Origin of the sequence: Streptococcus sp. NSJ-72 (genome assembly GCF_014334035.1) — a bacterium.
GTDB lineage: Bacteria > Bacillota > Bacilli > Lactobacillales > Streptococcaceae > Streptococcus > Streptococcus constellatus.
Map to the genome: position 1 here is coordinate 1744637 of NZ_CP060489.1, position 21983 is coordinate 1766619.

Consider the following 21983-nt stretch of genomic DNA (forward strand, 5'->3'; position numbering starts at 1 on the left):
ATAAGCAATATTATGTTAATGATTTTTCATTCGTTGAATGTTTTTGAGTAGCCGCTTCACGAGAACGGATAGTATCTTTAATCTCTTGATAGTTTGTATATTGCTTCAAAGTATCTTCAAAGAATTCTTGCAGAGCCTCTTTTTCAATTTGATATTGTTGAATACGCTGTTGGATATCTGACAATTCCGTCTTTGTTGGAATATTTAATTCCTGAAGTACTTGAATAGCGGTGAAACTATTTTCTGGTGCCACCTCTAACGTCATCAAAGCTCCTTCAATTTTATGTAATCTAGCGAGACGATTATCTAATTGTTTCAATTCCTTATCCGTTTCTTTAATCTTCTCATTAAAACGATTTTCTAATTCTTGAAATTGAGTACCACTTGTTACGCCATGCTCCACTAAGAAATTATATTCCTTAATGAGTTCTCGCATAGAGGAAATGGACGGATTTTTTGTGACGAGCAGCTCCCCATTTTGCTTCGCTAATTGTCTCGCAACGGTCGTTCCCATCATGTAACGGTTCTTTTGAGATTGATCAGGATTAAGAAAATAAAAGTAATCTTTTTCTTTGATGTAGATGGTATAATTGCCATCTTCCGTCTTATCCACTTTGTGAGCTGGAACTAAAATAGTACCACTGTTTAAGGCACCATAATCCATTTGAAGATAGATGCCTTGTTTACTTTCTTGTTCAACCTGCCAACTAGCCACCTCTAATTTCAATTCAAAATCGTTATTGAGTTCAGACTTTGTTTCTTGATAGCGTTCTTTGATTTCAGAAGCATCATAAACCAATTGATTTTTCTCAACCTGTTCTTTGATTTTTTCGAGTGAGTAGCGTCCTTTCTTTGATAAGGTGTCATCTCTAACCCGTCTCTTTTGAGGTTGATCCGTCAATTGATACTTGACAAATTTCCCAGAAAAATCAATTTGAAGATCAAGAGCTGTTGCTTTCTGCTTGAAATCTTCTAAAGAAGTTGACTGCCTCAGCAGAAAATCTAAGCGTTGTTTAATCTCAAAACGATAATTGTTTTGTCTGCGCCAAGCAGAATATTTTGTGTAAGAATTTTTCATGCTCGGCTCAATAATCTTAGCTCCATTTTTGGCTGCATGTTTATCGGAAATAGCTCTCAAATTCTTGAGTGTATTCTTCTGCCAACGCATTTTTTTCAGCGTCGACGTATTGGTGGTAGATAAAATGATATGGTTGTGCAGGTGATCTTTATCAACGTGTGTTGCAATCACAAACTCATAATCCCCACCCGTAAATTCCATCATGGTCTGTCGTCCAATCTCATGGACTTGTTCAGGCGTCAAGTTATCTTCTGGAGAAAACGACTGGATAAGATGATGCGCTAAGACTTGTTTCCCTGAGGTCAATTCTTTTAGGTCATCATCTCCTTTTTTAAAAGCAGCTGCTAATTTTGTCATCACCATTTCTTCATCTGCTACGCTGACATCCTCAATACCATGACACGACACTAGCTTTAGCTGCATTTCTCCATTATGATAAATCAGGGGGAAATCCGTGTCGGTTTCTTTGACATCTTTGACTAATGTTTTTGCTTCATTTAAAATATAACGTACCGCAATTTTCAAATTGGAGGACGTTTTAATTTGTTTAGGTGGTTTTATAGCTACCATTCATCATACGTCCTTATCTCTTTATTTTTTCTTTCTTGTAAACTTTTCTTCTCGGCACTAGATAGCTTAGTTGCGACTATATTTCTAATCTCCGATAAATAAGCTAAAACTTGTTCCAACTCTTCTGGTGAGATTGTTTGATTTTCATTTGCATGTTTGGCGATTTGGTTGATATTTCCGCCAATCCGATTAACCGCTATTCGTAAATTTTTCAGCTCTGAAAAATCAATTTGGACTAGCTTCCCTTGTACCAATTGGTTTTTTGCGTAGTATTGAAAAGAAGGAGCATTCATTTGAGCCATTGCGTGCTTGATTTGCTCATTTTCTTCTGGCGTTAAACGGATGAGCCGCTGAATAAATCGCTTTCGATTTTCTTTCTGTCGTGACATTTTTAGATGTCCTTTCATTCAAAATTTATCTATAACTTCAAGATGGTATTCCCCACCTCTCCTTGTGGCAAGCTTAGCAAATGGATATCCATTTGCGATATTAAAAAAGGTCAAAGAAGGTCAACTTTGCAGTTTTCCTTCTTGCCTTTTTCAGTTTTGGGGAAATCCCCAAGCCCCTTGTCCCTCTCACTTTAGGAGCGATTACTTTTTAATTGAACGTTTATTTCTGGCGAAAGCCCTTAAAAAAATTCTTTAAAATGGACTGAGATTGAGCTTCAAATTCTACTGCTTTTTCATCTGTTCCTTGAAGGTCTTTCCGATGAATAGAGAATTTTTCTGCAAGTTTATCTAGCTGTGTAGGAGTGAGCGGCTCAAAGAGTGAATGTCCTATTTGAACTTCCGTTATCATAATTTTTTCATCAAGAGCTGATTGAAATTCTTGATCAGAAATCGTTTCTAGCAGGCTGATATTTTTCTCATACCATTCTAAAAGCGATGGTTCCATTTCTGAAAAGTTTTCTAATTCTTCGTTCAAATTCTCTATCAGTTTTTGACGAGTCAATTCGTTTGCTTCAGGAGAAATTCCTTTGATAATATCTCCATTCATAATAGGAACGTAGTCGGATAGAAGAAGAATGAATTGATTTTCTTGTAGTGCGTTCATGTTCGTTGACCTCCTTGGTTCTGAGTTGTTTTTAATTTAAGGTTAAGATGTTCTTGGGTATCCCGATTGGTCATTTCGAGATACCCCTTTCTTTTTTTGACTGAACTTCTGCTCTTTGTTCTTCTTGGTGAGCTTTGACCTCTTGAGATGATTTTTCCTTAAATTTTTGAAGTTTATTTTCAAATTGGTGCTGAGTTTGCTTTTGTTGGCTTAACTGCAAGCGTTCTAGTTCCTGATCCATTCGAACCATTAAACTTTTGGCCTCTTGTTGGACAATATCCAGTTGTGCTTCCAAGTCAGCTAAGGTCTCTTTATCCTTTGACCAACCCGCTAGGTAGTCAAAGGAATAATCAGACGTATCAATACCGTAGTAAGAAGCAACGACATAAGCGACACTTTCTGCTTGCAGTTCAGCATTACTTCTGGTCAGTTGTTCTCTTGGTGGATTATTAGAATGATGTAATTCTGAATGAGCTGTTTCATGGATGAAGGTCTTAATAAGTTGTGACTTATTCATATCATGACTGCGTAAAACAATTTGATGTTCGGCTGGGCTGTAATAACCTTTTGTTTCTCCTGCCATCTCTTCAAACCTCACAGACACATCATTAGTTTTAGCAATACTCATAAGAGCACGATAGAGATTGGCATAATCTAAATCAGTTAACTGTTCTTTCACTTCAGCAGCCTTTGGCATCTCTTTTCCTTCTGTTTGAGAAACATCAAAGGTGGTTGGTTTTAGGCGGAAAGTCATTCCTGTTTCAGGTCTGCCGTTTTTATCTAAGATGGGTTGTCCCTGTTGATCTTTCTTTACATAGGTTACTGGAATAATGACACTCAATGCCTTTTCCCCTCGTTTGACATGACGGTCAAATTTTCTCCACGTATTATAAGGAGCAAGGTAAGAGGCATCTGGTTTCTGTGCTAAAATCAAGCGTAAGTTTCGACTGGAATATTGATTGAACTGACTCATCTTAGTGAGAAATTCTTTATAATGTTCCGAATTTAGATAAGCTTTGATCCCTTCCTTGAGGTGTTGATTAAGGCCTGCGATATCTTTATTTTTGATGAAGTCTGCGACGACAACACTCTCAGCAGCAAGTAGCATTTCTTCAGGTTCAAGCTCATTTTCTTCTGCTGGTTTAGAGGTGGGCGTTGATCTAAAATCATAAGGATTCGTTCCTTGTTTTAGTTCCTCCTCATCTGAAATACCATCACCATCTGAGTCCCGTTTAGAAGAAAGCTGCTTAGTTTCCTCTTTGTACAGGTCTTCTTGATAACGGCTAAACTCATCATTTTTTAGAATGTCTTCAAACCGTTTCCCTCCATCTTTCACATATTCTTCATTGATAGACATTTTGTCAAGTTTTCCATCACGCTGACGATAAACTGCAAGAACAATGTTTTCTTTCCCCTTGAGATCTTCAGATAATTTTTCTTTCATTCGCATCACTGAAGCGGGGATACCGACTCCATCAACATCTCTAATGGCAAGTAATAAATCCTCATCATTTGTTTTAATAGCCTGAGATAAATCAATCCGGTTGAATTTTTCAACTTCCGATAAATCATTAAATACAAAGGATTGAGACGATAGGATGTCTGGTAATAGCGGAAGAACCATTGATTTATCCTTGATAGCATGGGAAACTTGAATATTGCCATAGTCACCAACTCCCTGTGCAAAATCATAAACCACTTGTCTCATCTCAATACCTTTTGGAGAAATACCAGTTAAATGCGCAAAGTTCTCATCAGAAAACTGGACACTCAATTTACCTAACGTCTCTCCGTCTTGATACAAATATGATATAGTACTTCCTGACAACTCTTTTAAATACCATTGAGCAGTTGCTTGTAAACCTGGCGCAAATTTATTCAGCCTATTCAATTCTCCATTGGTAATGACATGATAACCTGGCTTTATGGTTGACATTCTCTCCCCTTTAGTGGTAAAATTTAAGTGAGCAATGACAGGAAAATCAGGTTGTGGTTCGTCCACAACGGGCTTCGATGCTGCCCCTGGAGACAAGTCTCCTAAAGAATCGGGATTGCGATGTGAATCGCCCGCATTGCTAGATGGCTCTTGACTTCGGTCAGGAGCTTTTTGTTTGTCTCGAAAATCAGATAATTCAGCCTCCTTTTCTTCTGCCATTTGTTTTTCGACCGCTTTTGATGTTTGTAAATACTCATTCCAATCCATCTTGTCTTGACCATTCCCTTTAGGAGGTCTCGCATCGATGACTGGAATGTTTTTTTCTCTTAAGTTGTCTAAGAAATCTGTTCCTGCCTTATCATAATCCACCGCGAGGGTAATCAAGTCATCATACTTGTGATCGTGAAAGAGGGTCGAGGTTTCTGCCGCATTTGATAAAAATTGAGAGGTTTTGGTCAAATCGCTGACTTTAGTATAATCTCTATGGATGTCACCAAGGATACCTCGTTCTTGCAGAGCTTCCATCGCATAGCGAGATAGCACCCCTTCTTTGAGCCCTTCCATGGCAACCAGTCTCACATTGTTTAATTCACTCTTATGAAGCTCATAATAGCTCATAAGGTCAATTGGTGCCTCTGCCACAATTAAACGCTCAGGAGAGCCAATAGAGATATTTAGTCCTGCAATCCCTTCTGACTGGTACATGATTTGTTTGAGATAGCCTTTTCCTTCATAACGCTCTGGGTATGACGCTAGTCCCTGAAGACTGGCTCCCACCAGTTTCTTCTCTCTATTCAGGTATTTAAAGACTAGGACATCTTCTGTAAAACCTTCTCTGTCTGTTCGCTTCGCTTGCGCTAATACTCCTTTATCTAGGAAAAAGTTGATGGTTTCATCTGACAACCCCCTAGTTTCTTTGAGATAAGTTCTTGCTTCTTTAAAGGGTTGTTCATAGGGCGCTAATGTATATCTAAAGGGTTGACGCACTTCTTCCATCGGTTTAGCTTCAGGAAACTGGCCTGTTTCTAAAAATTTCATGGCAGTTGAATAGCTGACATTGCGCATTTCTTGAACCAAGCTAATCGTATCACCGTAAGTTCCTCTAGCGTACCAATGCCAAGTGTTTTTGAGCGTATCAATTTTAAAGGAATCATGTTCCGCCCAATAGTATTCCCTATGAGATTTACGTTTCATCTCCATTCCGAGACTTCTTGCGACATCCAAAATCGCTAGAGATTTTGCTTGCGCTTTTGTAAAGACCATTTCTTATCCTCCTTGTTCTACTAAATGTTTAAAATACTGATAGCCCTCTTGACTGGACTCTAAGGGTTCCGCAAGAAAAGGTTCTTGTGTGCTTTTTGTTGTAAATAGATGAGGAGCTAGTTGAAGAAACAGTGTTTCATCTGCTTCTTGGAATAGCTGCCAGATGGTATGATGCTCCATAACGAGGTTTTCTGTTTTCAATGCTAAAACCTGACAAATACTTTCTAAGTAGCCAAGTCGTATAGTTGATTGTTTCATGTTTTTTCCTTTCTATATAGTTAAGATGCAAAAAGTTCTTCTAAACGAGGTGTGAGATCATTGGCATGAATCAACAAGCCATCAATATCTGTTCCTTTACGAATATAGTCATACCAATTCTCATCTTCAGGAGAATGGGAAATTTCATCTTGTCTAGGGTGATCATAAACACTAGCTTTCTTATCCTTGAAAACATTTTGTTTAGAAATAAAGACTAGCCCTTCATCCACACCAATTCGTGCTACTTCATCAGGTGTTAAGAGAGGACGTCCTTGAATTTGCTTATTCTCACCAGAAGAACCGTTCCGATAGCTATGAGTTTTTGAGGTAGAGCGGGTTCGGATGGTTTGTTTTCCTGATCGAGTTGAATAATATTCCATTGTATCTTTATCGTTTGTTCCTAAGAATAAATGGGTCGCACAGTTATTGAAGATTGTTTTCCAATCACTCTTGTAAAGAGATTCTAACTGATTGACCGCTTGAATGACGATCTTGATTGACATCTCACGACTCCGAATAGACGATAAAACTTGGGAAAAGTTTGGAATACGACCAATCTGTGCAAACTCATCTAGAATAAATTGAATGTGACGCAAATTCTTTCGACTATACCCTCGTATCTTACCTTGTAAAATATCATCTGCTTTGTGTGTGAGGACTTCAAAACCAATAGCAAAAAGGATAGAAGATAAGAAGTTAAAGGCATTATTGGTTTCAGGAATGGCAATAAAAACGGCTATCTTCTTGGTGTTCCAGGTGTCTATTTCCATCGTGTCCTCACTAATGAGTTTTCTCACATCCTCATGATCAAAAATGGAATAGCGAGAAGATAAAATCGCAACGACACTATTTCTGGTTTCCCCCTTGAAGTTTTGAAACAGTTTCCATTGCTTATAAGCATAATTTCCTGGTTGATGCTCTGCTAGCTCCTCAAACATTTGTTCTACTGGGCTAGGAAGTTCAGGATCCTCACGGTAGATGTTTCTTAAGAGATCAGCCACATGACCTAAATTTGGCATGTAAAGCTGTGCTCCCGTTTCAGGATCCCTAGAGTCGAAATAAAGATAACCGATGAGAGCCCGCTGCAACATCAATTCTGCCTGTACCCAGAAGTCTTCTCCCATGTGCTCACTTTTCTTTGTTCCTTCAGTAATGGCTTCAGAAATGCGGTCAATGTCCAGTTCTGACTTCATATAATGAAAAGGATTAAAGCGATCAGAATTTTTCAGTCGAATGAGATCAAAGATTTTCACGGCATAGCCATGCTTTTCGAGCATTTGTCCTGTTTCATGTGCCAAATTTCCTTTTGGATCGGTGAGTACAAAATTGGAATTCAGCTGCATCAGATTCGGCAATACAAAGGTAAATGTTTTTCCATCCCCTGGTAGCCCAACCACAATCACATTCTTATTGAGCTGAACATTATAAGCAAGCCGAAAGTTAAACAGCCCCATTTTGACTTGCTTGGTAAAGATCATATTTTTCTCTACTTCTTTATCTTCAAACCGTTTCATCTCTTTTAAGGTCGCAAAACGAGCGCTCCCCTGCTCTTCTCCTTGGCGATAAATATTCTTATCTCCTGAAGCATAAACCAGCAGAGGCAACCCAAATCCAATAACACCTGCATATAAAGAACCTTGATCAAATGCAAGATGCCATGAAAACTGTTCCCAGTGATGAAACAACCATTCCAATCGCAACAAACCCATAAAGGGAACAGCTGCTGCTGATAGTTGATAATAATGATAAAACGATTGACAAAGGATAAAAGAAAAAAGCCCCACTACTAAGTAGGGCCAGATAGATTTTCTGGTCATCGTGCTTTCTCCTTCCCAAGATCTTTCGTTATGACTGGTTTTAGACCTCGATAAGTTGTGTGAGTCTTGTAATAGGCTATTTTTTCTTCTGGGGTCATTTCATGTGGTTTCTTTAAGACCTTTTTCGAGAATTTTTCAAGTTTTTCAGGACTTTTCGTGATGTCTGAGAGCATCTGTTGAATTGATTTTTCAGCTAAGAGTCGATTTTTAGTTTCAAAAAAGAGCAGGGTTTCTTCTCCCTTTTGATAATAGGTAAACCCTACCTTATGTTCTTCCAAGTATTGCTTCAGCTTAGCAAGATGGATTTCACTGTTTAATAATCGCTCCATGTCCTTCTGACTTTTAGTTGCCATAAAATCATTAAATCGAGTCTCTCCTTCAAAGATTCTGTGTTCCATCTTATATTGATGTTTAGCCTGCAATTCTTTCGCTAAAACATAGAGAGCTTGAAGGATCCTCTCTGTCGTTATTTTCCCTTTTAAAGCTAGGGAATGGCTGGTTTTTTCTTGATCCATTCGACATACCTCACTTATTTAGGATAATTGCTTACTTCAGGAATCTGGACGACTTGATAGCCATAAGGAGCTGCCTTTTCTTTTTGAACGACCAAATTCAACCGTTTTTGACTTCTGGTCTCTCCTTCTTTAATCGCTAAAACATAAGTTAGTTGATAGGTATCCTTTTTCATTTGTGAGACGGATTCTAAAATAACCGATTGAAGCTGGCCTGATTGATGATGCAATGTAATACGAGAAGAACTAAAATCAGCCAGTTGTCCTTTCTCCGAATAGTAAGAGGGTAAGAAATAACGCCCAAACGTGTCTAGTTTACCTGTGTGTTCTTGAAATTGGCTCAAGCGAGTAACCTGGTGCTGAAGCGTTCGAACTTGTCGTTGACTAGCTAAGAATAATTGAGTCGTAATCAGCGAAAAGACAAAGCTGATGATAAGAAGAAAGAGTCCCACTACCTGCATAATTCTTTTTATCCAATTAGATGACGAGGACACCTCTTTCTCTTTTATTTGAGGTGTCGAGAGAGCCTTTCTAGGCTCTTGTTTGGCTTTTGAGCTGGGTTCTTGGTCGTTCTCGCCTCTAGAGCCCCTCAGGAAAGAGAAACGTTTTTCCTTTATCGTGGTTTCAGGAGTTGCGTTTGTACGAGCCTTTAGAAAAAGGCTATCTGCGATCCCATCAAAGGGAAGATAGATATCTTCCTGGTAAATTACTACGCCTTTTTTATCCAATTCTTCCGCCAGCAACACTCCTTCTGCTTCCTGATGTTTCACCTTGGCATTTTCTCGATCAAGAGCCTGATAGACTAAGTCTTTATTCTTGTAGGTTGTCGTCGTGTCCAGTGTCAGATTGGTTAAACGGTACATGGTGTTTTTCTCCTTTCAGTTTACCTTCAGCAAGAGCTTTTTCAATATCCGCCCAAGTGAGGTGATGTCTCGCTAAATAGTCCGAACGTTCTTCGTGTTTCGCTAAAATAATTTGCGTATCCAAAGCCTTAATTTTTTCTTCTTCCTTTTTTGCTTTAGCGAGGTAATCCTCTTTTCTTTCTATTGCTTTGGTGCGTTGTTTTTCAAGAGTTTCTAATTTTGTCATTTGTTCGTTTCTCCTTCTTCTGTTGTTTTCGGTTGGTTTAGAGTTGGTAAGCTCGCTTCTTGACTAGCTGTCAAGGTATCGACAATGAGAATTGGTTCCAGTTGACTAACTAAATATTTCCCTTCCTGTTTGATATAGCGAATCCGCAGCGTCGTTTTTGATAGAATATCTGTTTGAGCATTGGCATAGTTGTTCTTTTTCTGAAGCTGAGTTTGAGTATAGTTAACTTGAACAATCACCGTCTTATTCTCCTGATCAATATAAATAGTCGCAGACTTAAGTTTCGTATCTACAACATATCCCTTATAAGCCTGTGTTGCAGGTTCTTTTTCTGTGTTGACTTCCTGCTGGTAAGCAGCTTCAGTCATAAAAGGCAAATAGCGGTTTCGATTTTCACCTAAGTCTTTCTTCGTAAAATAAGCTGTTAGAAACTGCTTTACATAAGCCTGTGTGAGCTCACCACCTTCTATTTTTTTCGTCTGATGAGTTGATACCTGCTTAGTTTTTAAGTTCGAGTGGGAGCTTGTCGCCACACTGAACCAGAATACCAAACCTAAGACCAGAATAGCTCCTAGTCCAAGACCTACTAGTTTTAACAGTTTCAATTTTTCAGTATCAAGCATTTTCATAATTTATTTCCTTCTTTCTGGTTTAATTTGGGGTCGCAAATGTATAATAAGGTGCAGGTTGGCAGACCCTAAAATGTATCGCATCTTGTCTACCTGCATAATTGCATTCAGATACTAGGAATGAGCCATCCGCATTGACCGCTTCCACAATCCCGACATGACCATATAAAGCAAAGGTTCCATCGAATCCGCCTGCTGTAGAAACAACTGCTCCCTTGATAGGAGTAGCACTATAGCGCCAGCCTTTTGCGACAAGATTTCTCACCCAATCCTGACCATTTCCCAGATAGCCATAGCTACCAGATAGGTCTTTGATAGAGCCTAACTCAACCAAGCGATTATAGGCGTACCAGGTGCATTGACCAACAGGATAACCTGAGCCGCTTTGTGTCGTCATGGCAGCTTGTGTTGGTGGATTTGGAACTTTGGAGCGATAGTCTTCAGGAAAGTTCCAAGAAGAAGCTAGCGTTCCTCCGCCAATTATCTGTTGGCTTAGAAAAGCATGAATTTGTTTCGCATTATTTTGCCTTTCTAAGAGTTTATCACCTGCATTTCCTTCCCAGTTATTTAGAAAGCGTTTGGTGAGTGTCCCCACATTCTCATTACTAGTCAAAATCTCTTTTGCGATCGTTCTGTAATAAGGACTGTCACCTTCTAACATAAAATCTAGCTGCAATTCTAGATCATACCATTTCTTATTCTTTAACTTGGCATAGTTGCGTAACAGTGTATGTCTAGTGGAACCATCTGCCGTATCCGTCCACTGTCCTAGCCCCAACCCTCGATGTAGGATATTGGGATAACCGCCATTGTAAATGGAGGGGCCACCCATGGAGAGCCAAGCTTCATCATCCCAAGAACTACTGCTGGCTCCTACAGGAGGATTGAGATAGTCGCCTTCCGCTCGCTTAGGATTGATATTGCTCTCTGTCGCAAAATTCCCTAACATAGCAGCTAGTCCTTTATCGGTGAGATTAGGAAGTTTTTGCTTCAGATAATCTCGAATAGCTCTCGACTTTGTGCCCAGATCTCCATCTAAAGTTGTGAGAACAGAAGTTGTTTGGTTATAAGTTACTGACTGAAAGTAAAATCCAGGATTGACCGAAGTCCACTTTTCTTTCGTTTTATTGGTGGCTTTTTCCTCTAGCTTTTGGTATTGAATGGTCTGATAACCATTGGTGGTGACCTTCCCTATCTCTTCACCCGCTTTCACTTCTGCATCATCACTCACTCGGATACTGCCAACTTTTTCATAAGAAAAAATTGCTTCCTTAGTTCTGATGGATAGAGTATCTCCTTGAATGGAGACGGTACCTGATAATGTCGCTCTTAAGCTTTGACCAGTAGTGGCTTTTAATTGGGTTTTCTCGTAAATATCCTTGATTGAGGTATAGCCAAATCGCTTCAGGATAGTGAGAGGATTGGAATAGGATGGATTGTCTTCACTATAGAAAGGATTATCCAATTCCTGATAGGAAGGGTAACGCCCGACTTCTTTGGTTAGTTCCACCAGTTCCTGATAATCTTTCTGCTCATCCTTGTTTAACTTCGCCCACTTCAGTGAAGAAGCCGATCCATACAAATCCGCCATTGTCTTAAGATTTTGAGGATCACCGTTCAGATGATTCCAAAGGTCATTTAAAGCATCTGAATAATGATTAAAACCTAAATTACCAGCTAGTTCCCCACCTGTTCCATCCTTCCAACTGCTTTCTGGATTCCACTCGTTTCCGTATCGGAAATTCATAAAAAATAGAATATCATCAATATTAGTCCAATAATCCACTTTATCATTGGACTTTTCCCGATCTCGCTTGGAAATCTGAAGCCACGACCGATTGAGGTCAAATTCATTTTGTTGGACAGGCCCACTTCCTGCAAATATGCCCATAAACAGGGCTAGAACCCCAAAGATGAGAAACATGAGGAAATAGGACTTAATAGCTAAAGGATTCCTTAAAATGGAACGTAGAGGCTTTGTGGTAACTTTTACGGCCTTTCCTGTCCCTTTGGTTAGTTTCCCTACTTTTGATTGTGCTAACCGCTGCTTTGCCTGGCGCATCTTCTTCGTCAGTTTCCCTTCCCAAGAGAATTCTTTCGGAGTTCTTGTAAAACCACGACCACGAGTAAAGTTATAGGCTCGATTGACTTGACTATAGCTGTGTTTAATGGTGTATTTAGCCAACTTCCCACCCGCTTTTAAAGCCTGTTTTGAGGCTTCTTTTTGATAACGAAGCTGACGAATATCTTGTCTTGCTTTTACCCAATCGCCTAGAATTTCATTATCTCGCATCGTTCTTTCCACATCCTGTCTGACTTTTATCTTGCTTCCTTGTTTAGCTCGATGCTTGATTCGATTAGGGATATAGGTGCTATCTGCTTGTTTAGCTTTTTGATAGACTTTCTTGGCGACTTGTTTATCTAGCTTTGCTCGATCTAATTCCTTTTTGAAAAAGAGTTCCTTAGCTGTAAGATGTGGTTTCTTGTTTAAGGTATAGGCTTTTTGAGCCAAACGGTAGTCCTTCTTAGCCGTTTTGTAGGTGGCTTGAGAGTCTAGCCGAGCTGCTTTAGCAATGGTGGATTGATTGTCTTTGATGCCTTCTTTGATCCGAGCTTTTCGTTCTTGTTTGAGTTGTTTTGGATCACTCTCGTACAAGATTCATCCTCCTCCTTTCTAACCATCTGTAGCAACTAATTGATAGAGTTTCGTGTCTTTTGGAATCGGATTTTCAAAAGGAACAATGGTGTCCCCTGCCACAATGAGTCCTGTTCCTTTGGCTTTTGGCCGTAAGACAAAGCGCTCTAAAGAAGGTGTGAGAGGCGTGACTTGAGAAAGAGCTTCTAAGTCAGTACGTTTCAACTTCAGGAGAACCAAAAACTCACAATTGGCCACAAGTTTACGTCCTTCTTCAGTTGACAATACGGTTTCAGGGTTTTGGGTAATGCCTGTTGGTAGCGCCCCGTATTTGCGGATGCGAGAGTACAATTCGGTAAAGAAGGTTGCCTGAAGCTTGTTTTTGAAGTAAAGCTGCAATTCATCAAAATAGAGCCAGGTTGTGGTTTTCCCTTGGAAGTTGACTACTTGGTTCCATATATAGTCCTGAATAACAAGCAAGGCAAATGGTTTGAGCTTCCCGCTTAGCTGCTTCAGGTTAAAGATAATAAAGCGGTTCTCCATATTGACATTGGTTGGATGCGCAAAAATATCATTTGAACCCATTGTATAAGGCTCTGCTTTTAAAGCTAATGCTTTTGCGATATCTTCAGGTTGTTCTTCTAGGACACGCTGCCAGTCCTTAAAGGTTGGCTTATCTACTGCTTCATAGGTCTTTCTAGTCACTCGGTCTATCATCGCAAATTCATCATCTGATACTTCAGAGAAGATATTTTCAAATAGGGTTGAGAGAAGATTAGCCTTTTGACCAATCGGATCACTATCTTCTGCCTGAAGCTTATCCTTATCAGGTAAGTCAAGTAGGTTAAAATGATGAGGAGAGCCTGGAGCAATGGTAATCACTTCTGCGTTAAATTCACGACCAATATCTGTGTACTCGGCTTCTGGGTCTACAATGATAATTTGATCTTCTGTATAACGTAGGAGCGTTGGGATAATTTCTCCGCCTTTCGCCAAAACAGATTTTCCTGAACCTGAAATCCCAAAGATCGCTCCAGAACCTGTGTTGAGGTCTTTTTTTCGATCAAGGGTAATGGGATTTTTCGACAATTGATTTTGACCATAATAAACAGCACGAGGGCTACTAGAGCGTAAGTCAACATTTGTAAAAGGAACTTGGGTTGCGAGGTTGCTCGTTGTCATATCTCGCATAAAACGACGTTTCACGTTGATAAAAGGAACCCCAATCGGTAAGATCGTATTGAGGGCTTCTTCCTGATAGAGGTAACACTTATCTAGCTCTACGGTATTCTTGCGGACAGAGCGCTGAACTTGTTCCGTATAATTGTTCAACTCTTCCAGACTATCAGCAATCAGGTAGACGGTCATGACTCCTGAAAACATCTTCTGGTCATTGTCTTGCAATTCTTCCGTCCATTTTTCTGTTTCACGAGAGGTTTCAATTGCCTTTCCACCAACTGCAAGGTCACTTCCATATCCTGCTTTAGCAGCAGCCTTTTGGCTTTTAATCATTTCCCTGCGAACGCTTGATTTAACCGTTTTAATTTTCTTGAGAGCATCTGCCGTATCATAAGGCTTCGCATGTAAACTAATCGCTAATTCAATTCCTGTATCCAAAATATTTTTAATGAGCTTATCATTTAAAAAGGTTGGGTACTGTTTGACGTAGAGAATGCGTGCATAGCCATCATCTATCCTAAGGTGGTCTTTCTCGAATTTCAGGTAATTGGGTGCAATAAAATCCCTAGTTGATAAACCAGAGATTGCAATATCCTTATAGGTAAAATCCAAAAAATTCTCTCGCCTCAGCAATTTACGAAAGATCATTAAGCGGTCTAATCCGTCCATTTCCTTAAAGGAAATTCCCAAACCACTATACTGGCTTTCAATGACATTCGCTGTATCATCCAAAATCCGTCTCGCTTGATGATCCTGATCGGCTTGTGCGGTGATTGTTAAATACTTCTCTACTTTAAAGGTATTTTGATCATGCGAGAAGCGCTCTTGAATCATGTGATTGTATTCTTTCCGATAATCGTCATAACCGTCTTGTGTAAGGTCATATCGAATAGCAGAGAGACTGGTTGTTTCTACTCTTCGATTCAGGATTAAGAGCTGTAAGTCGTTATCGATGTCTAGCGAATTAAAGATATCCGCATTAGTTTCAATTACATCAATCCGCTCGTCATCGGTTGCGGTGATATAACTAGTATCCCCTAAGCGATAAGTTTTTGAGTAGGTATCATTTGTGATGGTCATCAGACCATCAGGAGTAAGCCACTGATAATTGAGACTATTTTGAGTGGAAGCGGTCATGGTTCGTCTCAGTCGCTTCGCCCGATCTTTTTCTGCTTTAGAGAGTTTCGGGGTTTTCTTTTGTTTGAATAAAGGCATTCCTGGTGTATTCCTTTCTGTCGTAATCGGTTTGATAGCTGCGTTCTTGCTTTGTTAAGAGAAAACGCATCTCATCTTTTATCTTTTCGTCAATATAACATCCAAAAATCACAAAAGGCGCTAGTACAAAGAGACTAACGCCATAAAGAATGAGTTCGGGTATTTTAAACCAATAAAGGACTGAGGCTGCTACAACCGTCAGTCCGATGCCAAAGAGTAGAACTAGCTGCCTAAAGGTGATATAGCCAATCACTGGCCGCTCGTAACTATCCAAGGCTTTTAAAAATTCACTGCCTAAGCGGGTCATTATTTTTCTCCTCTAGTTTACTTGCATAATGTTCTTGGCCATTCGTTGACTGCCAAAGAGCATAATGATATAGATGATTCCTTTCGCAATCGCCATCAGAGCACTCGTCCAAGCACCCGTTTTTGCGACCGTTAATAAATCATTGGTCACAATGGCTGGATACAGCAGAATCACAATCACTAAAATCAGTCCTTGAAGTACCGCTGCGATGTAGAGTTTGAAAAAGCCGAAACAAATAGGACGTAGACTCTCCATCATGTAACAAGCCACGACAATCTTGGCGATGCCTTTATAGGTGTAGAGTGTAAAGGAGCGCAAGAGAATCAAAAGTTTGGTGGAAATTTGACCGATAAAGTCAACAACCCAATAAACAAATTGAAGCATTAACTTAGATGCAAAATTAAGCCCTTTAAAATCTGGAGTGTTAGCTTTATATGGATTTATACCACTTTTCGCAATCAATTTGATAATGGCATTAAAAATCCAAGAGAGTGCATCAAACATCTCATCCACATAGAGGATGAGAAAGAGGGCAATCGCATATTTGAGGATTTCTTCAATCCAAAGCTGCAGGGTCAATTCTCCACCGTTGCTTTTGAGCTGCTGGTTCCAATTGAGAAGGTTGAGTCCCATAAATAAGAGAAGCAGTAAAACTGCTACCTTCTCCATCGAACCAGAAACAGTTTCCATCAGTTTATAAGCCGTCGGATTATAATCCTTGAGGCTCATCGTTAACTGATTGAGTGTGGATTGGTCCATTGTTCCCCCTCCTTCTCTTACCCGATAGAGGACAGTCCTGCGGCAAGGGCTGAAAAGAGTGTTTTCAGAACAGCTCCAAGAAGAGCACCTAGAATTACACTTTGGATACCTTTGTCCTTCTTATCGTCCAATTCCCGACGAATCCCAATTGCTAGATCCCAAGCGCCCCAGGCAGCCCAACCAAGACCGATCAGTCCGCCGATATTTCCGATTTGATTGATAAAATTGACAACTGGTTGCATATATTTTTCTCACTTTCTTTTTTAAAAACAAAAAAAGACACCAAGTCTTTACTTAGTGTCTGTGTGTTATGGATAGGGTTAGAATAAACTAGTCCTCACTTGGACGGTTGGTTAAAGAGAGGGCGGTAATGATAGCAAGGACAACGATAATGGTCGTTTCCCACCAATGATGAATAGGAACTCCCGAAGGCATTATCCAGTTATGAAACCAGTTTTCTACACTAGCAGGAGCATTTCCTTCCTTTGTTAAAAATGCATAATAACAAATAACTGCAAATCCTACAATTACTTTAAATATAAACCACCCAATAGCTGTCACCAACAAGCTCTTTATGAGATTCACCACAAAGAGCAGGATCATGAGAGGTGTTGTAACCATGAGGGTCGCTGCTCTCATGATGAGGGTGGGAAGGTTTTTGATTCCTGCTAGAAGCACCTGTCCGAGCCAGCTAAGTCCCTTCTTCAATTTGTTTTCTGGAGAAGGTTGAACTGTGTTGATTTGTCTGTTTTGTGGTGTATAGTATTTATAGCCATTTTTTGTCACATGTACATTCATATTCTTATCCTTTTCCATCATTTCCCCTCCCATTAGTTGGTCTCATTATACCATAAATCCAAGGGGAAAACTAGCCTTTCCATTTATTTTGAATGAAACTTGCGATCTAAACGTTTCATAACATAAACAGCCGCAAGCAAGGTCATTCCCATCGCTACTAAGAGAGTTGCTTCTTTCTCACCCGTATGAGGGAGTGTTTTCTTCTCTCCTGTAGCAGTAGAAACCGTGACGGTTTTATCTTCATTGACCGTTGCCCCTACAACTTCAGGTTCTACCACAGAAGTTGTTCCGTCGCCATTTACGATCACAGGATGACTATCTTGTACTCCTACAATCGTATAGCCATTTTCTGTATAAACAGGTTTATTAGGAGCTACATCCTGAACCACTTGTCCCGTTGAGGTGGAAGTGGTGCCAACTTGACTTTTACCTGCTTGATTTGCTTCATCTGTTGTTTTTGGTTGTTCTTCAGCAGGTTTAGGAGCCGGTTTTTCTTCCGGCTTCGGTTGAGGTTCTTCCTTTTTATCATCTTCAGAAGGTTTTTCTGGTTCCGCTGTTCCTGGAGTTGGTTTGTTTGGATCTGTTGACGGATCCGTTGAAGGTGTCGTTGGATCAGAAGGAACAGAAGGTTCTGCTGGAGTTGTTCCTGGATTTTCTGGCTTTGGTTCAGATGGATTAGTGGACGGTGTCGTCGGATCTACTGGTGTTTCTGGTGCTGGCTGATTTGGCTCTGATGGTGTAGGGGTAGAAGGGCCTGGTGCCACCACTCCAGGAGTAGAAGAATCCAACGCAGGAGGAGTTGCCTCCGCTAAAACAGCTCCACCATTTGTCAAAACGAGTGTAGAAACAGTTAATGCTGCAAAAAATTGTTTTTTGGTCATATAGAATACCTCTTTCTTTTTTATCAAACATCACCCAGTCATAAAACAACCTTATGACTGGATGACAGATTGTGCTTCTTTAATTTTCTTTATACTTTTTGAAACTAACAAGGCTGAATCCTGCAAGTATCATTCCCAATACAGACAATCCAATAGATGAGGCAGTACCCGTTTGTGGTAAAGCTGGGGTTGGTGCTTTTGGTGCTGGAGTTGGTTTCTTAGGTTGTGGTTTTTCTGGTTCTGGAGTGCTAGTCTTAACCGTGTTAGAAACAACTTCATGACCATTCACCACATTCTTATAGGTGTTTTCAAATGTTCCAGCTGAAATTCGTTTCATTTGAATTGCTGCATCTACATCAAATTCAGACGCATTATCTACTTTATCCAAGAAGTCTTGTTTCATTGAAATCTCAACAACACCTCTAGATTTGTCATATTTCAATTCTGCATATTGTGACAAGTCTGTACCAGCCTTAATAACTGCACCGTCTTTCAATTTGATGTCAACACCAGCAATTGCCTTATACTCACCTGTGAACTCGTCACCCTTTTCGTCAAAGTCATCATAGAAACGATATTCTTTGAGAGCTTCTCCACGGTCAGCTGGCAACTTAGCTCCATCTAAATAGTAATAGAACTTATCACCAAGCTTGATGAGCTTACCATCAAGATTTTGACCATCTCCAAGTTTATTGTAAACTCGTTTTTGGACTTTCAATTCTGGTACATGATTGACTACCACATTTGAATAGTAACCATTGCCAAATTGCACTTGGAAGGTTTGGTTCGTGTATTTACCAACAAAACCTTTTTTATTTTGCATTGGTGTATGGAAATACAAATCCATACCCGTTTGTACATAAGCCTTGTAAAATTCTTCTGGTTTTTCTGCAACCCACATGTAAAATGCGCCTTTTGGAGAAATACCTGACTTATCAATCATGTCATTCAAAGCCTTAGAAAGTGTTTTACGGTCTAATACATGGTACATCTTCAAACCGTTAACAGCTTTACCTTGAGCATCTTTCACTTGGAATCGACTTTCAAGCGGTGTAACTGCATCATCTTGATAATCTTCAATGTAAGCAAATCCTTTCGCAATTGCTTCCTTACCAGACTTATCACTCTTATTAGGGCGATTCGTCCATTTAGAAACATAGTAATTTACTCCTTCAGGCAACATCTCTTTACCATCAACAAGTTTTCCTTGTTCATTGTAATTATGCTTTTCTGGTTTCAATGGGTCACGATTAGGATTCTTAGGGTCATTTAGTTTGTTTGGATTTTGTTTACCTGGCGTATGAATCAAGACTTTGTTCGACTTACGAACATAGCCATTTGAACCACCACCGTTCACGACCATTTCAAAGACGTTTTCGTAGTCAGCTGCGTCATTTTGAGGACGACCCCAAACAGACAAATCAGCTAATTTGTACTCTTTAGCTAAATCTTTATTAACCGAAGTAAGAGTAGCTGTGGTTGCCTTAAATGTCAACAAGTTTGCCTTTTCATCATAAGAAACATCATACCCCTTGTTGGCTTCTTTGGTTTTCTCTACATCCAACTTAAAGCCTTGAGGTAAATGATCATTAAAGACTAGCTGAGTTGTTGTCTTACGAGAAGATGGCAAAGTTTCCGTTTGCAAAACAAACCGATTCAATGAGTTCTTCGCTACGTACTGACCATTGATGTTTACCTTATCCGCATTTTCAACTGCTTTTTGTACTTGAGGACGAGTGGATAATTTATAACCATGTACATGTACGGTTGGTACTACTGGAGGGGTTGGCATCTTTTCATTTGGTTTATAAGTTGGGGCTGGAACACCATTCACTGTTACCAAATTCAATTTAGCTTTTGGAGTTGGAACTACTTTTTCCTTTTCTGGAGTAAAGTTCTTCGGAGTTTCCAATTTAGGAGTTGGAACTTCTTTCAATTTTTCTGGTGTGAAGTTCTTAGGTTCTTTTGTCTTTTGATAACGTGGGGGTGTTGGAACACCAGTTGCCTTAATATCCGTATTGAATGCAAACCAAGCAGAATTTAAAGCAGAAGAATTTCCTGATGTCTTTACTCCAAAAGAAAGTTCAATGGTATCCGTCACTTTCATAACCCCAGCACCATAATAGGCATTGGGGCTGTCTGCTGAATCCCAATCTGCGGTCTTCACAGCTCCATAATCAATATCTGTTGCAGAGTAGATACCATCAGAATGTTGTTCCACAAAAGAGCCATTGATTTTCAAGAAACGAGTGCCTTGTCCTGCCTTAACGTATTCAATGTGGGTACTTCCTACTCCAGAAGAATTTAAAGAAGCGGCAGAATAATACCAAGGATTTTCTTTTGTTGGTTTAATTTCGTTTCCGTCTTTATCATACAGACGAACACGCAGACGAATATTTGAATCTTGTCCATTATCATTTACTGCACCATAATCAATAGTTCGTACAGGACTCTTCCAGAATATGGCATTGATATAGCCTTGACTATTTGGTGTAGAAACCACTGTATATTCAAATACAGCTTTTGTCACAATTTTATCTCCTGCTTTCACATTCAAATTTCCATAAGTGATTTTCGCAGTTTGCCCAACTTTCATTCGACCAAATACGCCACGATTCGCATCCGTTCCTTCTTGCTTTGAAGCAGACAAGTGAGATAAATCCGTTCTCAATACAGCATGATTGTCTCCATGCTTGTCATTCACCAATTTCAGAAATTTGTCCTTATTGAAATATTCAATTCCTTCGGAATCTAGAATTTCAGCATTTTTGACAGTCTCCTGGTTAAACAAGAGACGATGCTGGATGACTTCAGGCAACCAACCATCTTTTGTTTTGTTTTTCTCAGCTTCTGCTTTTTCTTTTGCAACACGAGCATCTTCTGCTTTATTGTGTTCAGTGACTGTCTTATTATAAGCGTCAATTACTTTATTTTCTGCATCGACTTTAGCCTTACCCGCTTCGTTACGTTTAGTAATTTCTGCATTTTCTGCTTCAACTGATTTCTTATGATCTAATTGAGCCTTGTTTCGTTTAGCAATTTCTGCATTTTCTGCATCTACTTTTGCTTTGCCTTCTGCATTACGTTTGCGCACCGCTTCATTATAAGCCTTCGCAGCTGCAATTTCCTTGTTTTCTTTGCGTTTTTCTACAACATAAGTATCAGTTGCCTTTTGGTTGTCTTCTTTTACCTTGGTAACTTCTTTAGTATAAGCGTCATAAGACTCTTTAGTTGCTTCAACTTTAACTGTCTTAGAACTTTCAGATACTTGAGCATCTTTAAACTCAGCTTTTACCTTTTCTTTCGCAGTTGAAACAGCTTGATTGACATCTTGACCTGCTTTTTCAGCTTTATCATGCGCTTCTTTCAATGCTGCATTATCAGCATTGATTTTAGCATTTTCTTTTTTAGTTTCTTCTACTGCTTTTGCATGGTCTTCTTTTGCTTTTGCATAATCTGTAGTTGTTTTTTCAACTTCAGCTTTTTGTTTTGCTTGGTCTTGCGCAATTTCCGCTTGAGCCTTTTGAGTTTCAGTAATTGTATTCGTTGTTCCCTTATCAACAGGAGCATCTTGAACAACCTTTACACCTTCTTTTTGAGCTGCTTGTGCTGCTTGATTCACTTGACTATTGTCAACCTGTACAGTTACATTTCCTTGTGCTTGACCAGCTTGATTCAACTGATTTTGTTGTTCAGCTGTTTTTGCTGGTTGACTATCTGGTAAATTAGTAGCTGTATTTGCGGGTGCAACCGTTGTAGGCTCTGTTTTAGCGACTTCATCTGCTTGTACACCATTAGTTGTCGCTACAGCTAGTGCTGCAAGCCCTAAAATAACACCACAAGCACCATAAGCTTTGATTTTGCGAATTGATCCATACGTTTTTGTTTCATTTGATTTCATTTTTTTCTCCTAAATCTATTTTTATTTTTTTATTCTTATGCTTTAAAAAACAAAAGAAGGCGCACGAGCCTTCTTCAGAAATAATATAACCATTTTTTATCCT

Annotated in this window: 18 protein-coding genes; all 18 read right to left on the bottom strand. The window is 39.5% G+C overall.

The features are described from left to right. Nucleotides 1–10 precede the first annotated feature (10 nt). The gene (locus H8787_RS08470; protein ID WP_187327862.1) at nt 11–1648 is read right to left on the bottom strand and encodes a helical hairpin domain-containing protein; all 1638 of its coding nucleotides are present in this window, start codon (nt 1646–1648) and stop codon (nt 11–13) included. Then, a complete protein-coding gene (locus tag H8787_RS08475) occupies nt 1642–2037 on the bottom strand; it encodes a MobC family plasmid mobilization relaxosome protein (protein ID WP_262350629.1) in 396 nt (131 codons plus the stop codon). The genes H8787_RS08470 and H8787_RS08475 overlap by 7 nt, the downstream gene beginning before the upstream one ends. 220 nt (nt 2038–2257) lie before the next feature. Continuing rightward, a complete protein-coding gene (locus tag H8787_RS08480) occupies nt 2258–2701 on the bottom strand; it encodes a hypothetical protein (RefSeq protein WP_187327864.1) in 444 nt (147 codons plus the stop codon). 70 nt (nt 2702–2771) lie between these two features. After that, nucleotides 2772–5900 (bottom strand): PBECR4 domain-containing protein, encoded by a 3129-nt coding sequence (locus H8787_RS08485; RefSeq protein WP_187327865.1) that lies wholly within the window; start codon nt 5898–5900, stop codon nt 2772–2774. A 3-nt stretch (nt 5901–5903) separates the two neighbouring features. Then, nucleotides 5904–6158: a hypothetical protein gene (locus tag H8787_RS08490; protein ID WP_039677347.1), complete on the bottom strand. Its 255-nt coding sequence runs from the start codon at nt 6156–6158 to the stop codon at nt 5904–5906. A 20-nt stretch (nt 6159–6178) separates the two neighbouring features. Beyond that, on the bottom strand, nt 6179–7975 hold the full coding sequence (locus tag H8787_RS08495; RefSeq protein ID WP_187327866.1) for a VirD4-like conjugal transfer protein, CD1115 family: 1797 nt from the start codon (nt 7973–7975) through the stop codon (nt 6179–6181). Then, nucleotides 7972–8490: a hypothetical protein gene (locus tag H8787_RS08500; RefSeq protein WP_187327867.1), complete on the bottom strand. Its 519-nt coding sequence runs from the start codon at nt 8488–8490 to the stop codon at nt 7972–7974. Before H8787_RS08500 ends, H8787_RS08495 begins: the two co-directional genes overlap by 4 nt. 14 nt (nt 8491–8504) lie before the next feature. Next, nucleotides 8505–9350, bottom strand: a complete 846-nt coding sequence (locus H8787_RS08505) for a hypothetical protein (RefSeq protein WP_187327868.1) — start codon at nt 9348–9350, stop codon at nt 8505–8507. Beyond that, nucleotides 9298–9576, bottom strand: coding sequence for a type III restriction endonuclease (locus H8787_RS08510; protein WP_187327869.1), 279 nt, complete (start codon nt 9574–9576; stop codon nt 9298–9300). The genes H8787_RS08505 and H8787_RS08510 overlap by 53 nt, the downstream gene beginning before the upstream one ends. After that, on the bottom strand, nt 9573–10205 hold the full coding sequence (locus H8787_RS08515; RefSeq protein WP_187327870.1) for a hypothetical protein: 633 nt from the start codon (nt 10203–10205) through the stop codon (nt 9573–9575). Before H8787_RS08515 ends, H8787_RS08510 begins: the two co-directional genes overlap by 4 nt. A gap of 22 nt (nt 10206–10227) precedes the next feature. After that, complete coding sequence (locus H8787_RS08520; RefSeq protein ID WP_187327871.1) at nt 10228–12861, bottom strand: phage tail tip lysozyme; 2634 nt, start codon at nt 12859–12861, stop codon at nt 10228–10230. A gap of 18 nt (nt 12862–12879) precedes the next feature. Beyond that, nucleotides 12880–15234 carry a VirB4-like conjugal transfer ATPase, CD1110 family gene (locus H8787_RS08525; protein WP_187327872.1) on the bottom strand — a complete coding sequence of 785 codons (2355 nt, stop codon included), beginning with the start codon at nt 15232–15234 and terminating at the stop codon, nt 12880–12882. Continuing rightward, nucleotides 15194–15541: a PrgI family mobile element protein gene (locus H8787_RS08530; protein ID WP_187327873.1), complete on the bottom strand. Its 348-nt coding sequence runs from the start codon at nt 15539–15541 to the stop codon at nt 15194–15196. Before H8787_RS08530 ends, H8787_RS08525 begins: the two co-directional genes overlap by 41 nt. A 12-nt stretch (nt 15542–15553) precedes the next feature. Continuing rightward, nucleotides 15554–16300 carry a hypothetical protein gene (locus H8787_RS08535; RefSeq protein ID WP_101749901.1) on the bottom strand — a complete coding sequence of 249 codons (747 nt, stop codon included), beginning with the start codon at nt 16298–16300 and terminating at the stop codon, nt 15554–15556. 17 nt (nt 16301–16317) lie between these two features. Beyond that, nucleotides 16318–16542, bottom strand: a complete 225-nt coding sequence (locus H8787_RS08540) for a hypothetical protein (RefSeq protein ID WP_187327874.1) — start codon at nt 16540–16542, stop codon at nt 16318–16320. Between the two features lie 88 nt (nt 16543–16630). Further along, nucleotides 16631–17116, bottom strand: a complete 486-nt coding sequence (locus H8787_RS08545) for a hypothetical protein (RefSeq protein WP_187328382.1) — start codon at nt 17114–17116, stop codon at nt 16631–16633. Between the two features lie 65 nt (nt 17117–17181). Beyond that, nucleotides 17182–17979 carry an LPXTG cell wall anchor domain-containing protein gene (locus H8787_RS08550; protein ID WP_187327875.1) on the bottom strand — a complete coding sequence of 266 codons (798 nt, stop codon included), beginning with the start codon at nt 17977–17979 and terminating at the stop codon, nt 17182–17184. A gap of 79 nt (nt 17980–18058) precedes the next feature. After that, the gene (locus tag H8787_RS08555; protein ID WP_187327876.1) at nt 18059–21880 is read right to left on the bottom strand and encodes an SspB-related isopeptide-forming adhesin; all 3822 of its coding nucleotides are present in this window, start codon (nt 21878–21880) and stop codon (nt 18059–18061) included. Nucleotides 21881–21983: the final 103 nt, after the last annotated feature.

Coding starts and splice junctions, on each gene's coding strand:
- H8787_RS08470 (WP_187327862.1), bottom strand. CDS start 1,648: ATGGTAGCTATAAAACCACCTAAACAAATTAAAACGTCCTCCAATTTG.
- H8787_RS08475 (WP_262350629.1), bottom strand. CDS start 2,037: ATGTCACGACAGAAAGAAAATCGAAAGCGATTTATTCAGCGGCTCATC.
- H8787_RS08480 (WP_187327864.1), bottom strand. CDS start 2,701: ATGAACGCACTACAAGAAAATCAATTCATTCTTCTTCTATCCGACTAC.
- H8787_RS08485 (WP_187327865.1), bottom strand. CDS start 5,900: ATGGTCTTTACAAAAGCGCAAGCAAAATCTCTAGCGATTTTGGATGTC.
- H8787_RS08490 (WP_039677347.1), bottom strand. CDS start 6,158: ATGAAACAATCAACTATACGACTTGGCTACTTAGAAAGTATTTGTCAG.
- H8787_RS08495 (WP_187327866.1), bottom strand. CDS start 7,975: ATGACCAGAAAATCTATCTGGCCCTACTTAGTAGTGGGGCTTTTTTCT.
- H8787_RS08500 (WP_187327867.1), bottom strand. CDS start 8,490: ATGGATCAAGAAAAAACCAGCCATTCCCTAGCTTTAAAAGGGAAAATA.
- H8787_RS08505 (WP_187327868.1), bottom strand. CDS start 9,350: ATGTACCGTTTAACCAATCTGACACTGGACACGACGACAACCTACAAG.
- H8787_RS08510 (WP_187327869.1), bottom strand. CDS start 9,576: ATGACAAAATTAGAAACTCTTGAAAAACAACGCACCAAAGCAATAGAA.
- H8787_RS08515 (WP_187327870.1), bottom strand. CDS start 10,205: ATGAAAATGCTTGATACTGAAAAATTGAAACTGTTAAAACTAGTAGGT.
- H8787_RS08525 (WP_187327872.1), bottom strand. CDS start 15,234: ATGCCTTTATTCAAACAAAAGAAAACCCCGAAACTCTCTAAAGCAGAA.
- H8787_RS08530 (WP_187327873.1), bottom strand. CDS start 15,541: ATGACCCGCTTAGGCAGTGAATTTTTAAAAGCCTTGGATAGTTACGAG.
- H8787_RS08535 (WP_101749901.1), bottom strand. CDS start 16,300: ATGGACCAATCCACACTCAATCAGTTAACGATGAGCCTCAAGGATTAT.
- H8787_RS08540 (WP_187327874.1), bottom strand. CDS start 16,542: ATGCAACCAGTTGTCAATTTTATCAATCAAATCGGAAATATCGGCGGA.
- H8787_RS08545 (WP_187328382.1), bottom strand. CDS start 17,116: ATGGAAAAGGATAAGAATATGAATGTACATGTGACAAAAAATGGCTAT.
- H8787_RS08550 (WP_187327875.1), bottom strand. CDS start 17,979: ATGACCAAAAAACAATTTTTTGCAGCATTAACTGTTTCTACACTCGTT.
- H8787_RS08555 (WP_187327876.1), bottom strand. CDS start 21,880: ATGAAATCAAATGAAACAAAAACGTATGGATCAATTCGCAAAATCAAA.